The following is a 12,850-nucleotide window of genomic DNA, read 5'->3' on the forward strand; positions in this document are numbered from 1 at the left end:
AGACAAAGGTCCGGTTGCCGTTGCGGAAGCATTGCCACGCCCCTGTTACCGGCGTTTCACCCATTTAGGCGCCTGGGCTGCAAATGGCCCCCGAAAACCGCTTGCAAGCCAGCTCTAACCGGCATCCGCACCCGTCAGCAGTACCTTCGCCGCTGTCAGCAACGCACGCGGATCACGGTCGCTCCGCACCAGGGGCGGCGGTTCGGGCACCTGGCCGGTCAACCGGTTCACGGCCGTCCAGGCAGATCGCACCGAATATTCGACCGTGAACACACAGTCGCGCGGCATCTCGCAGAATTGCCCGAAGATGGCGAAGTTGCGCGCCCCCTTCGGAACGACCGGCGGGCGGTCGCCATCGCGGCGCGGCATGAACTGGCTGGTGATATAGGGCATCCGGCAGGGAATGACCCGCGCACCCTCGAAAAAGGCCCTCCTCTGCGCCGGGTCCAGCCGAAGCTGATGCGCCAACTCGTCCAGGATCTCGTCCCCCGTCGCCTGCGCCATCGGCTTCGGCACGGCATCGCCAGGCCGGTCGCCGCGCAGCCCGTATCCCCAGAAAACCGGGGTCCCGGACGGCTGCCCCCGGAAATGGGGCTGGTGAAACATGACAATCGACAGCAGCCAGCCTGAATCCGCGAATGTGACAAGCCCGCCCGTCCCGGTCCGGTTGCCGCTGAAATCCTCCATGAAGGTCACGAACTCCGGCGAGCCGAGCGTGACCGTGAACGAGGTCCACGACGTCGCCGCGGTCTCGCCCGCGAAGACATCGGGCCGGCCCAGCCCCTCATGGCGCGCGGCAAGCTTGCGCCACAAATCGAAGCCCGGCGCCGGACCATCCGTTTCCGGCGGCGCCGCCACATTGCTGCCCTTCACGGTGGCGTCGGTCATCGAACCGAGCGTCAGGTAGACCCGATCATCCGGGTAGACCTGCAGCCTCTGCCCATCGGCAAACGCCAGCGCCGTCACGCGCCGCTCGTTCATGTCGCCTTCGATGTCAACGTCGACCACCCCGTTGCCGGTTCGCAATTCCACGCCGCGTTGCGCGAGCCAACCCAGGATTGGCGCGATCAGCGAGTCATACTGGTTGTAGCGCGTCCGCAAGATACCCGCGATCCGGGCCAGCCCGGGGAACAGGTGCAGGAAACGGCGCATGTAGCGCTGCATTTCGGCGACCGAGTGCCAGGGCTGGAACGAGAACATGGTGGACCACATCAGCCAGAAGTTGGTCTCGAAGAAATCCGGCTTGAACCAGTCCTCGATGCGCCGCCCCTGCAGCCGCCCCTCCGGCGTCACCAGCAGCTGGTTCAGCGAAACGATCTCCTGCGGCCCGAGGCCCAGGCTCAACCGGTCCTCGGCCTTTTTGCCGTCCCGGACGATCCGGCAGTCGCCCCAGGGCGTCACCATGCGGTTGAAGGAAAGAATATCCTCCGTTACCGAGATCGCCGGATTGTCCGGTGCGGGAATGGATGCGAGCAGGTCGAGCGTGCAGACGAAATTCGGCTCGAACATGCGGCCGCCGCGCGTGAGGTAGCCGGTTTCCAGGAACCCAGCGCCATCGAGGCTGCCCCCGGCGTGCTCTCCGGCTTCCAGGATGGTGATCCGCTCCCCCGCGACACCCCCGTCGCGGATCAGCAACGCGGCAGCGGCCAGCGAGGCGATGCCGCCCCCGACGAGGTAGTGCTGTCCAGTGGCCGCATCTCCAGCTGTCATCACCATTCCCTCCCCCTGCGCATCGCGCGGCCGTCGGGCCGTGCGGCTGCCTTTCGCCATTAGACACAATTGATCGAATAGCCCCCGCAGGTTCAAAAGGCGTTGATCTCAATCAACGAGGCCCGAGGTCCGGCCATAGGCCATTGGTCCCATCCGGGCGCACACCATGCCCCTGGCATCACGCCGGATGCAGATCACCCTGTGCTGCCGGAGCCGAAAGGCCTGCTTTCGGGCGCACGGCAAGCGCGCGCAGCGCGTTCAGGATCACCGCGACGTCGATCACCTCCTGGATCACCGCGCCCTGCACCGGGGTCAGGTAGCCATAGGCCGCCATCACCATGCCAAGCACCGACAGGCCGATGCCTGCCACGACGCTCTCCATCGCGATCCGGCGCGAGGCTCGGGCAATCTCGATCCCTGCCCCCAGCCGGTCGATCTGGTCCACCAGCAGCACTACGTCCGCCGCCTCGGCCGAGGCCGCCGCCCCGCGCGCGCCCATGGCCACGCCGACGTCGGCAGCAGCCAGCGCCGGCGCATCGTTGACCCCGTCCCCGACCATCATCACCGGCCCGTGCTTGCGCTCGGTCAGGACCAGCAGGACCTTCCCGTCTGGCGTCAGGTTCGCCCGCGTCCCGTCCAGCCCAAGGCCCTGCGTGACCCGTTTCGCCACATCGGCCCGGTCGCCGGTCGCCAGCAGGATCCGCGCAATCCCTTCGTGACGAAGCCCGTCCAGCATCTGGCCGACTCCCTCGCGGAGGGGGTCCGACATCACCAGGTGCCCGGCCATATGCCCGTCGACCGAGACCGCGACCAGAACCGCTCCCGCGTCCAGTTCGTCATGCTCACCCGCAGGCCGCCCGACGCGCTTGGCGACAAATGCATCGCCCCCCACGAAAATCCGGCGCCCCTCGACGCTTCCGACGACCCCTTCGCCGGGAACCTCGGCCACTTCCGAAGGCACCGGCAAAGCAAGCTTGCGCGAGGCCGCCGCCGCGACGATGGCCTGTGCCACAGGATGCTTGGACGCCTGGTCGAGTGCCGCGGCATAGCGCAGGATATCGTCCGTCCCCATGCCATCATGGCTCTCGATCGAAACGATCTGCGGCCGCCCATCGGTCAGCGTGCCGGTCTTGTCGAGGATCAGCGTGCGAATCCGCGCCATCGTCTCCAACGGCCCCGCGCCCTTGATGAGAACCCCGAAATGCGCCGCCCGCGACAGGCCGGCCACCAGCGCGACGGGCACCGCCAGGATCAGCGGACAGGGCGTCGCGACCACCAGCACCGCAACCGCGCGAATGGGGTCTCCGGTGAACCACCAGGCCGCGAAGGCAATACTCACCGTCACCACCAGGAACCCGAGCGACCAGCGATCCGCCAGCCGCGACATCGGGGCCTTGGACTTCTGCGCCTCTTCGACCAGGCGAACGATGCCGGCATAGGTGCTTTCCGCCGCGCGATGCGTCGCCGTCAGCTCGAAGGCATCTCCGACGTTGGTCGACCCACTCATCGCCTCGGCGTCCCGAGACAGCCGCATCGGCAACGGCTCCCCAGTCAGCGCGGCCGTGTCGACAAAGGCCGTCTCCGAGGCGATCGTGCCATCCACCGGCACTGCATCCCCCTGCCGGATCAGAAGAACGTCTCCCGGCACGATGTCCTCCAGCGGCACGTCCTCGAGGCCGCCATTCCTGTGCCGGGTCGCCTGCCTGGGGACTCGCGAGAGAAGGTCGTGCATCTCGCGCCGTGCCCGCCCCTCGGCGTATCGCTCCAGGAAGGTGCCCCCGCTGTACATCACGGCAACAACTGCAGCGGCGAGGGTTTCCCCGAAGGTCAGCGCTGCCGACATCGACAGGGCAGCCACGATGTCGAGCCCCACTTCCCCCCGGCCGATGCTGCGGACGATCTCGACAAGCAATGCGCCCAGCGCGGGAACGACGCCCAGGAACCAGGCAATATGCGCGATCTCCGGATGGCCCAGGAATTTCAGCACCAGGCCGGAAACGAGGCCCGTAACCGAGAGAAAGAGAATGGCCGCGTTGATGCGCCCGTAATCGACGATGTTCAAATGCCCCGGCTCCCGCGCGTACTACTCATCTATCTGGCGGCCTCGGCAAAAAGCACACCGATTCCAGCGCTCTTGCACCCTATACATATCGCCCCCATCGCGCACACACCGTGATGCCGCACAGGCGTCCCGCCGATCCCCGCTGATGTTCTGGCCAGCCTGGGCTCGAGCTGGTCAAATGACGGCTCGGCGCGCCACGCGACCACGCACAGCAGCGTCACGACCACCAAATATCGCGACGACGCGCCGCGCCGGATGGGCCAATAATCTCTGGCATTTGCACGCCATATCGGGCTTCCTGTCGATACCAGGACGCTGAATACCGCGTGGCCAGAAACCGGCGATTGCATAGCCCGTTTCTGCCAGGAAAAGGACAAGCGGGCATGATGAACGTCACGGAGACATATCCTGATGACATGCCCGGCTCCACGGCAAACGGGCCTGTTGCTCTCGGCATGGTACCGCGTCCCGCCCGCGCCACCAATGCGCGACCTCGGGCGCTCGACAGACAAGGCGCCCCATGACCGGCACGGTGCATGTCTCGGCCGTCCGCGGCCCGGTGATCGACTTCACCTGCGACGGGCCCCTGCCCGCCATCGAGACCGCCGTGATCGTCGACCCCGGCGGCGCCAACGTGACCTGCGAGGTGCAGGCCCATCTCGACCCGAAACGCTTCCGCGCCATCGCGCTGGAACCGACGCAGGGCCTGTCGCGGCTGATGCCGGCGCAGGCGACCGGAGCGCCGATTTCCGTGCCCGTCGGCAACGCCACCCTGGGCCGGTTGCTGGACGTGCTCGGCCGGACCGGCGATAACGGTCCCGCCCTGCCCCCCGACACCGCGCGCCGCGCGATACACCAACCGGTGCTGGACCTGGCGCAAAGCCGCACCGGGACCGAGATCTTTTCGACCGGCATCAAGATCCTCGACCTGCTCGCGCCGCTCGCACAGGGTGGCAAGGCCGCGCTCTTCGGGGGCGCGGGAGTGGGCAAGACAGTGCTGGTGACCGAGCTCATCCACGCCATGGTCACCGACTATGACGGCGTCTCGGTCTTCGCCGGCGTCGGCGAGCGCTCGCGCGAAGGGCACGAGATGCTGCACGACATGAAGACCTATGGCGTGCTCGACCAGACCGTCCTGGTCTACGGCCAGATGAACGAACCGCCGGGCGCGCGCTGGCGGGTGCCGCTGACCGCGCTGACCATCGCCGAACACATCCGCGACGTCGACCACCTCAACGTGCTGCTGCTGATGGACAACGTTTTCCGCTTCGTCCAGGCGGGGGCCGAGGTTTCGGGCCTTCTCGGGCGGATGCCCTCGCGGGTCGGCTACCAGCCGACGCTCGAAACCGAGGTCGCGGGGCTGCAAGAGCGCATCGCCTCGGGCGCACATGCGGCGATCACCGCCATCGAGGCCGTCTACGTGCCCGCCGACGACTTCACCGATCCGGCGGTCTCGGCGATCAGCACCCATATGGACAGCACCGTGGTCCTCTCGCGCGACCTGGCCGCGCAGGGCATCTACCCGGCCATCGACCCGCTGCGCACAACCTCCGTCCTGCTCGATCCCGTCATCGTCGGCGCGGATCACGCCAGGACGGCTGCGGACGTGCGCCAATTGATGGAACACTACGAAGAACTCCGCGACGTCATCGCGCTTCTGGGTGTCGAAGAGCTTGGGCGCGAGGAGAAGCTGCTGGTCGGGCGCGCCCGGCGGCTGCAACGCTTCCTCACCCAGCCCTTCTTCGTCGCCGCCCCCTTCACCGGCATCGAGGGCCGCAGCGTTCCGGTGGCCGAGACCATCGCCGGCTGCCGCCGGATCGTCGACGGCGACTGCGACGACTGGGCCGAGGCATCCTTCTACATGGTCGGCCCCCTGGACGAGGCCGAAAAGCGCGAAGCCGCGCGCAAGGCGGAGGCCGCATGACCGACGGGCTCTCCCTCTCCATCGCCACGCCGCTTCGCATCGTGCTCGACGAGACGGGCATCCTCTCCTTGCGCGGCGAAGATGCCAGCGGCGGCTTCGGCATCCTGCCCGGACATGCCGACTATGTCACCGTGATCGATGCGGGCGTGCTGCGATGGCGCGGTGAGAGTGGACCCTGGCGGTATTGCGTCGTCCGGGGGGCTGTCTTCACCGTTTCCGGCGGCGAGACGGTCCATGTCGCCTGCCGCGACGCCGTGACCGGCGATGATCTGGCGACGCTGCAGGCCGAGGTGGCCGAAAGCCGCCGCGCCCACGACGACGCCTCGCGCCGGACCCGCGCCCAGTCGGCGCGGTTGCACGCCCGCGCGATCCGACGCCTTATGCACGGGCTGGCGCTTGGCGGCGATACCGTGGCGCTCGACGGAGAAGGGGACGAGCCATGAACGACGACCGCACCGAGGAAGCGGCAGGCCGTGCCGAGGCGCGCGACCGCGCCGGCAAGGCCGACCCCGAACCCTCGCTCGCCCGGCGCTTCGGGCAGATCGGCGTGCTGGGCTGGATGATCGTTATCCCGATCCTGCTGGGCATCTACGCCGGCAGCCGGCTGGACCGCTGGCTCGGCACAGGCATCATGATGTCGGCCGCCCTGCTGATCGCCGGGGCGGTGCTGGGGCTGTGGCTGGCCCTGCGATGGATGCACGACCAATGACGGCAGACCCGACTTTCCTTGCTGTCATGCTCGCCGCCGCCCTGGCCGGCATTGCGATGGGCATGTTCCATTTCGCCTCGCTGCAGCGCGTGACCCGCCTTCTGGTGGCCGGTCGTCCTGCCGCGGTCGGGCTCCAAGTCGCGCGCTTTGCCCTTCTCGGCGTCTTCCTCTGGCTCTGCGCCAAGAGCGGCTGGCCCGTCCTCCTGGCCGGTGCGCTTGGGGTGCTCGCGGGCCGCGCCTATGTCCTACGGAGGCTCGGATGATCGAGAGCCCGCTGACGATGACTACCGCCTTCACCTTCGGCCCGCTGGCGGTGACCTGGCCGGTTGTCGTCACCTGGGGCGTGATGGCGCTTCTGACGGTGGGATCGATCCTCGCAACCCGTCGCCTGTCCACCCGCCCCGGCCCGGTCCAGGCGGTGATCGAGCTGGTGGTCGAAACCCTCGACGGCGAGATCCAGGCGACGATCCCCGGCGACCCCGCCCGCTTCCGCGCGCTGATCGGCACGCTGCTTCTCTTCGTGCTCTGCGCTAACTGGTCCTCGCTGGTACCGGGCGTCGAGCCGCCAACCGCCCATCTCGAAACAGACGCCGCCCTGGCCGCAATCGTCTTCGCCGCCGGCGTCGGCTGGGGCATCCGCGCCCAGGGGCTCGGCGGCTGGCTGGCAAGCTTTGCCCGGCCCTCCTGGGTCATGATCCCCCTCAACCTCGTCGAGCAGGTCACGCGGCATTTCTCGCTCATGGTCCGGCTCTTCGGCAACGTGATGAGCGGCGTCTTCGTCGTCGGCATCGTGCTGTCGCTGGCCGGGCTGCTGGTGCCGATCCCGCTGATGGCGCTCGACCTGCTCACCGGAGCCGTTCAGGCCTATATCTTCGCGACTCTCGCGCTCGTCTTCATCGGTTCCGCCGTGACCGGCGAAGGCCCCCCGCGCGAAACCGCCGCTCCCGCATCAAGACAGAAGGACACGCCATGACCGATACCATCCAGATCGTCAGCATCATTTCCGCCGCCTTCGCGGTAGGCCTCGGCGCGATCGGACCGGCGCTGGCCGAGGGCCGCGCCGTATCCTCGGCGCTCGACGCCATCGCCCGCCAGCCCGAGGCCGCCGGCACCATATCGCGCACGCTCTTCGTCGGCCTCGCGATGATCGAGACGATGGCGATCTACTGCCTGGTGATCGCTCTGCTGCTGCTCTTCGCCAACCCGTTCGTGCAATGACCTTCGACTGGACGACCTTCGCGCTGCAGCTGGTCAACGTCCTTGTCCTGCTGGCGATCCTGCGCCACTTCCTGTTCCGCCCCGTCGCCGCAATCATCGCCAAGCGGCGGGCCGAGACGCAGGCGGCACTCGACGCGGCCAATACCGCCAGGGCCGAGGCCGAAGCCGCGACCGCGAGGGCGCATACCGAGGCGGAAGCCTCCGCCGCCGCGCGCGCCGGCGTCCTGGAAAAGGCCGAGGCGGACGCCGAGGAACAGCGCCGAAAACTCCTCTCAAGCGCCCATGCCGAAGCTGAACGGATCATCGCGGAAGGCCGCGCGGCGCTGACCCGCGATGAAGCGGCCGCCACCGCGCGTAGGATGGCGCAGCTCCGCGATCTCGCCGCCGCTGTGGCAACCCGCGCCCTCGCCGCCCAGCCGGCCGGGCCACAGGGCTATGCAGACCGTCTGGCCGCGACCCTGCGGGCGATGACCGACAGTGAACGCGCCGCGCTGCTGAAAGGCGGCAACCTGCAACTGGTGTCACCGGACGATCTGCCCGCAGCCACGCTCAAGGCGGCGCAGGACGCGCTGTCAAACTATGGCGCCACCGCCCAGCTCACCCAGGATCCCGACCTGATCGCCGGGCTGGAGCTGCGCTCGGACAGCGGGGTGCTGCGCAATTCGCTTGCCCATGACCTCGACCAGATAAGCAGTGCGATGCAAGATGACCGCGCCTCCGCCTGACGCGGCGCTCGACGCGCTGAAATCCCGGATCGCCGCGGCGCAACTGGGCGCCGCCGCCGAGGAACTCGGCACCGTGATCGCCATCGCCGACGGCCTCGCCCGCCTGTCCGGCCTGCCCGGAGCCGAGCTGAACGAGGTCCTGACCTTCGAGGGTGGCGCGCGTGGTTTCGTCCTCGCGCTGGAAGAGGACCAGGTGCAGGCCGCCCTGCTCGACACTGCCGAGGGAATCGCCGCCGGCTGCACCGTGAAACGAACCGGCGAGGTACTCTCGGTGCCCGTGGGCAAGGCATTGCTCGGTCGCGTGCTCGACCCGCTCGGTCGCCCGCTCGACGAACTGCCCCCGCCCGAGACTGGCGAACGCCTGCCCGCCGAACGCCCCGCGCCGACGATCATCGAACGCGATTTCGTCTCCGAGCCCCTGGAAACAGGCCTCCTCGTCATCGACGCCCTCTTCGCCATCGGACGTGGCCAGCGCGAGCTCATCATTGGCGAACGCCAGACCGGCAAGACCTCGATCGCGGTCGACGCGATCCTGAACCAGGCTGGCGGAGAGGTCATCTGCATCTATGTGGCGATAGGTCAGCGCACCTCCTCGGTCGCGCGGGCGATCGAAACCCTGCGCTGCCGGGATGCGATGTCGCGCAGCATCGTTGTTGTCGCCGACCCGGCCGGCGAACCCGGCCTGCGCTGGCTCGCCCCCTTCGCCGCGACCAGCATGGCGGAATGGTTCCGCGACCGCGGCAACCACGTCCTGATCGTCTACGACGACCTGACCAAACACGCCGCCACGCATCGTGAACTGGCCCTGCTCAGCCGCCAGCCGCCGGGGCGCGAGGCCTACCCAGGCGATATCTTCTACCTCCACGCCCGGCTTCTGGAGCGATCCGGCAAGCTCGGCGCGGCCCGCGGCAGCGGATCGATCACCGCCCTGCCCATTGCCGAGATCGACGCCGGCAATCTGTCGGCCTACATCCCGACCAATCTCATCTCGATATCGGACGGGCAGATCGTCACCTCGGCGGCACTGTTCGCCGCCAACCAGCGCCCTGCCGTGGACGTGGGCCTGTCGGTCAGCCGCGTGGGCGGCAAGGCGCAGGCAGGGGCGATGAAGGCCGTCGCCGGCCGGCTGCGCCTCGACTATGCCCAATATCTCGAGATGAAGATGTTCTCGCGCTTCGGCGGCTTCGGCGATGCCGCCACCGCGGCCCGGCTCGTGCGCGGCGAACGCATCGCGGCGCTGCTGGCGCAAGACAGGTTCCAGCCCCTCTCGCTCCTCACTCAGATCGCCCTGCTGGCCGCCCTGGACGCCGGGCTGCTCGACAAGGTCGAACCCGACCGGATTCCCGTCCTGAAACAGGCCCTCACCGCTCCGCTGGCCGCCGATCCGCGCCTCGACGCCCTGCGCAGCGACACAGCGCGCTTGCCGGATGAGCTTCGCTCCGCCCTCGCCGACATCGTCCGCGCGACGCTGGGGCTGACATGACCGAAAGGCTGGAAGACGTCCGCCGCCGCCGCGAGGTGATCGACGAAATCGGCGAGGTCGTCGGTGCGCTCCGCGCCATAGCTGCGGCCCACTCGACCGATGCCCAGACCGCGCTCGACGCGATCTCGCTCTTCGAAGGCCATGTGTCCTCGGCGCTGACCCGGCTCGCCATGCCAGTGCCGCTCCCAAGGACCGAAGGGCCGGGCCTGACCCTCGTCGTGGGGGCCGCGCAGGGGTTCTGCGGCGGCTATCCCGCACGGGTCGCCGAGGCCGCGAAGGACATGGCCCCCAGGGGCAGCGGCCTGCTGGTGGTCGGTCAGCGCACCGGGGCCATGCTGTCGGACGCCGGCATCACGCCGGTCTGGAGCGCCGATCTGCCTGCCGCCGCCCGCTTCGTACCGGCCCTGGCCAGCGCCGTCACCGACGTCCTGCTGGTACTGGGCGAACGTTTCCCCGGACCAATCACGGCCCTCTCCGGAACCGACGCCCCCGGCCTCCCCGTGAAAACGTGGGCGATCTGGCCCCTCGAACCGCGTGCCCCCGTGAAGCCAGACAAGACCGCCGCTCCACCGCTGACCACCCTGCCGGCCGCTGACCTGCTGCGTGGCCTCCTGGCCGAAACCCTCTTCGCCGAAGTCGCCCGAACGATCATGCAGGGCCTCAGAATCGAGAACAAGGCCCGCGTCGCGGCAATGGCGCGCGCCCAGACCAACCTCAAGACCCGCCGCGCCGAGGTCGACCAGCATTATCGCCAGGCGCGCCAGGAACAGATGACAACCGAGGTCATCGAATTGTCGATGGGAAAGCAGACGCCCTGACGCCCCGCACGAGGGCTTGGACACAATGCGCAATCGGGTATTGGTTTGGTCCGCTTTGAAGTGGCTGTGCTGCCAGTCTCGAGCTATCTGGTCTCAGTTTCCCGCCCATTAAAGAATACGTCATCTCCGCCCAAAATTCTCTGACAACAGGGAAGATACAGGGAATTCGGGTGATTCCAGGCTCCCAAACGGCCCGTTGGGCCAATCTCGTCGCGATTATCAACGCGTAATCAGTGACTTGATGGAATTTCCCTGTTTTTTAGGAACAGGGAATTTATTCTGGCTGAACAGGGAAGGAACTGAAGGGTATCAGGGAAGCGATCAGGAGGATCAGGGATTAACGTCCGTCCGGTTCTTTTCAGCGGAAGCCCGGGGTTCCCAATTCCGGCAGCTCGCCGTCATAGTCATCATCCTCGTCGGGAAGGTCAGCCCAGAGCAGAGTGATGGCGTGACCGTCCTTGCCGACGCGGGTCTGTTCGCGCAGGGCAATGTCGGGGCGGCCAGTCCATGCCAGAGGGTGGGTTTCATCCATCCTGGTCGCTCCGCGCTTGCCGGCGGTGATAACGCGGAACGCGGTTGTCGTCTGTGGAACTGCGGTTCCCTTGTTGCAGGTGATGTAAGGAAAGGCCTTGGACTTGATTGAGTACCGGATGCGCCCCTTGACCGACCAGACGGCAGCAAGGGCGTGCGGGGAGAGGTCAATGATCCGGCGCAGAGTTGCTTCGAGACTGATGTCGAGCTGGTCCCGCAATTCCTGCGCGATCCTGATATCCGGGTCTTCGGAACAGAAGGGTTTGACCCTAGCTACGGGGGCAAGTACCTCGCCAGCGAAGGTATTGGCTTCAGCCTCTTGCCGCTGATGCTGTTTGGCCAGGCCGTACTCGCGCAGGTCGACCGGCAGGCAGCGGAAGCCGCCGTCGTCGGAAAGCATATGACGCTCGAGCAGGAAGTGCCCAAGCTCATGCGCCACTGTGAACCTGGCACGACGGTTGCCGTGTCGCGTATTCGCCAGAATGGCGCCGGTGCTGCGACGGGTGTCAGTCAACAGCATTCCCTCGAAGCCGTCGAAGAGATCCAGTTGCACCTCGGCTATGTCGAGCGCCCGCGCAATCTCCACGATCGGAACAGCACCATCTATTGCGCCCAGCTTCTGGTGCAGCATTTGTCCCAGCCGGCGCGGCGCAGAGATCTCGGCAAGGTCGAAGCGGGAGAGTTCCAAGCGGTCAGCCGTTCGAAGCCTTGTTGCGCTTCATCGTCTCGATCAGTTCGGCGATGATATCTCGGTCGCGCTGGGACAGATCTTCCAAATCGCGGTGGATACGCTCGATCTTGATGTCCGACGCGGCGGGCTCGCCGGTCTTGCCCGTCAGGACGTCGATCCCGACGCCATAGTGTTCCGCAAGCTTGCGCACGAGCTCGAAGGAGGGATTGCGGCTGCGTCCCTTCTCCAGATCCCAGACATGCGCCTTCGAGACCCCCACCTTGTCTGCCACCTGCTGCAGCGACTCGCCCGTCTTCTGGCGCAGGCTGTAGAGCCGTTCCCCGATATCCATGCGTCTCTCCCGTCTGACGTATCTTACATGTTCATACGCTCAAGGTTGACGCAAGGCCAGCCGTTAGATACATCTGACGATAGGGGCCGATCATCAGAATCGGATCGGCATGAGCAGTGATAATCAGAGGAGGCCAAGATGGCCCATCAGAACATCGAGCGGATCGCGATCAGCGATCTTGCTCCCTGGGCCCGCAACGCGCGGACCCATTCAAGGAAGCAGGTTCGGCAGATCGCCGACAGCATCACCCGTTTCGGATTTACCAACCCGGTGCTCATCGACGAGCGCCGGACCATCCTGGCCGGCCATGGTCGGGTGGAGGCGGCGAAGCTGCTCGGGTTTGTGGAAGTGCCTTGTCTCAGGATCGAGCACATGAGCGAGGACGAGAAGCGGGCCTATGTCCTGGCCGACAACAAGCTGGCGCTGAACGCCGGCTGGGACGAGGATCTGCTTGCTGCCGAACTTGGGGCGCTGATGTCGAGCGATCTTGACTTCGACATCGGCCTGACCGGCTTCTCGATCCCCGAGATCGACGGCATCATGGCGGCGGTGTCGCCCGAGGAACCGGGCGATCCAGAGGATGACGTGGTTTGAATAGCCCCGCGTTTCTTAGACGCCTTCGTGTCTCAGTTTCTGCTGCCGCTCGAA

Annotated in this window: 14 protein-coding genes; 10 read left to right on the forward strand and 4 right to left on the reverse strand. The window is 67.0% G+C overall.

Annotated elements, in window-relative coordinates:
- Window positions 1–114: 114 nt before the first annotated feature.
- Together IE266_RS17490 and IE266_RS17495 are read right to left on the reverse strand one after the other, a co-directional pair.
- A complete protein-coding gene (locus IE266_RS17490) occupies window positions 115–1,716 on the reverse strand; it encodes an oleate hydratase (RefSeq protein ID WP_189681403.1) in 1,602 nt (533 codons plus the stop codon).
- Between the two features lie 172 nt (window positions 1,717–1,888).
- Window positions 1,889–3,772: a heavy metal translocating P-type ATPase gene (locus IE266_RS17495; protein ID WP_189681404.1), complete on the reverse strand. Its 1,884-nt coding sequence runs from the start codon at window positions 3,770–3,772 to the stop codon at window positions 1,889–1,891.
- 520 nt (window positions 3,773–4,292) lie between these two features.
- On the opposite strand from IE266_RS17495, the gene atpD reads away from it, so the two are divergent.
- From atpD to IE266_RS17540, 9 genes are read left to right on the forward strand one after another with little or no spacing between them, the layout of a single operon-like run.
- Window positions 4,293–5,696, forward strand: a complete 1,404-nt coding sequence (atpD, locus tag IE266_RS17500; RefSeq protein ID WP_189681405.1) for a F0F1 ATP synthase subunit beta — start codon at window positions 4,293–4,295, stop codon at window positions 5,694–5,696.
- The gene (locus IE266_RS17505; protein WP_189681406.1) at window positions 5,693–6,139 is read left to right on the forward strand and encodes a F0F1 ATP synthase subunit epsilon; all 447 of its coding nucleotides are present in this window, start codon (window positions 5,693–5,695) and stop codon (window positions 6,137–6,139) included. The genes atpD and IE266_RS17505 overlap by 4 nt, the downstream gene beginning before the upstream one ends.
- Complete coding sequence (locus tag IE266_RS17510) at window positions 6,136–6,405, forward strand: AtpZ/AtpI family protein (protein WP_189681407.1); 270 nt, start codon at window positions 6,136–6,138, stop codon at window positions 6,403–6,405. Before IE266_RS17505 ends, IE266_RS17510 begins: the two co-directional genes overlap by 4 nt.
- The gene (locus tag IE266_RS17515; protein ID WP_229864236.1) at window positions 6,402–6,668 is read left to right on the forward strand and encodes an N-ATPase subunit AtpR; all 267 of its coding nucleotides are present in this window, start codon (window positions 6,402–6,404) and stop codon (window positions 6,666–6,668) included. The genes IE266_RS17510 and IE266_RS17515 overlap by 4 nt, the downstream gene beginning before the upstream one ends.
- Window positions 6,665–7,378, forward strand: coding sequence for a F0F1 ATP synthase subunit A (locus IE266_RS17520; protein ID WP_189681408.1), 714 nt, complete (start codon window positions 6,665–6,667; stop codon window positions 7,376–7,378). The genes IE266_RS17515 and IE266_RS17520 overlap by 4 nt, the downstream gene beginning before the upstream one ends.
- Window positions 7,375–7,623, forward strand: coding sequence for a F0F1 ATP synthase subunit C (locus IE266_RS17525; RefSeq protein ID WP_189681409.1), 249 nt, complete (start codon window positions 7,375–7,377; stop codon window positions 7,621–7,623). The genes IE266_RS17520 and IE266_RS17525 overlap by 4 nt, the downstream gene beginning before the upstream one ends.
- The gene (locus tag IE266_RS17530) at window positions 7,620–8,348 is read left to right on the forward strand and encodes a F0F1 ATP synthase subunit B family protein (protein WP_189681410.1); all 729 of its coding nucleotides are present in this window, start codon (window positions 7,620–7,622) and stop codon (window positions 8,346–8,348) included. Before IE266_RS17525 ends, IE266_RS17530 begins: the two co-directional genes overlap by 4 nt.
- The gene (locus IE266_RS17535) at window positions 8,329–9,831 is read left to right on the forward strand and encodes a F0F1 ATP synthase subunit alpha (RefSeq protein WP_189681411.1); all 1,503 of its coding nucleotides are present in this window, start codon (window positions 8,329–8,331) and stop codon (window positions 9,829–9,831) included. The genes IE266_RS17530 and IE266_RS17535 overlap by 20 nt, the downstream gene beginning before the upstream one ends.
- Window positions 9,828–10,649 carry a F0F1 ATP synthase subunit gamma gene (locus IE266_RS17540; RefSeq protein WP_189681412.1) on the forward strand — a complete coding sequence of 274 codons (822 nt, stop codon included), beginning with the start codon at window positions 9,828–9,830 and terminating at the stop codon, window positions 10,647–10,649. The genes IE266_RS17535 and IE266_RS17540 overlap by 4 nt, the downstream gene beginning before the upstream one ends.
- A 358-nt stretch (window positions 10,650–11,007) precedes the next feature.
- Here IE266_RS17540 and IE266_RS17545 read toward each other — a convergent pair whose 3' ends face one another.
- Together IE266_RS17545 and IE266_RS17550 are read right to left on the reverse strand one after the other, a co-directional pair.
- Window positions 11,008–11,868: an ImmA/IrrE family metallo-endopeptidase gene (locus IE266_RS17545; protein WP_189681413.1), complete on the reverse strand. Its 861-nt coding sequence runs from the start codon at window positions 11,866–11,868 to the stop codon at window positions 11,008–11,010.
- 4 nt (window positions 11,869–11,872) lie between these two features.
- Window positions 11,873–12,202, reverse strand: a complete 330-nt coding sequence (locus tag IE266_RS17550; RefSeq protein WP_189681414.1) for a helix-turn-helix domain-containing protein — start codon at window positions 12,200–12,202, stop codon at window positions 11,873–11,875.
- 138 nt (window positions 12,203–12,340) lie between these two features.
- Between IE266_RS17550 and IE266_RS17555 the strand changes: the two genes are divergently transcribed.
- Complete coding sequence (locus IE266_RS17555; RefSeq protein WP_229864238.1) at window positions 12,341–12,796, forward strand: ParB/Srx family N-terminal domain-containing protein; 456 nt, start codon at window positions 12,341–12,343, stop codon at window positions 12,794–12,796.
- The last annotated feature ends 54 nt before the right edge of the window (window positions 12,797–12,850 follow it).

Origin of the sequence: Seohaeicola zhoushanensis, from assembly GCF_014656415.1 — a bacterium.
Taxonomy (GTDB): domain Bacteria; phylum Pseudomonadota; class Alphaproteobacteria; order Rhodobacterales; family Rhodobacteraceae; genus Seohaeicola_A; species Seohaeicola_A zhoushanensis.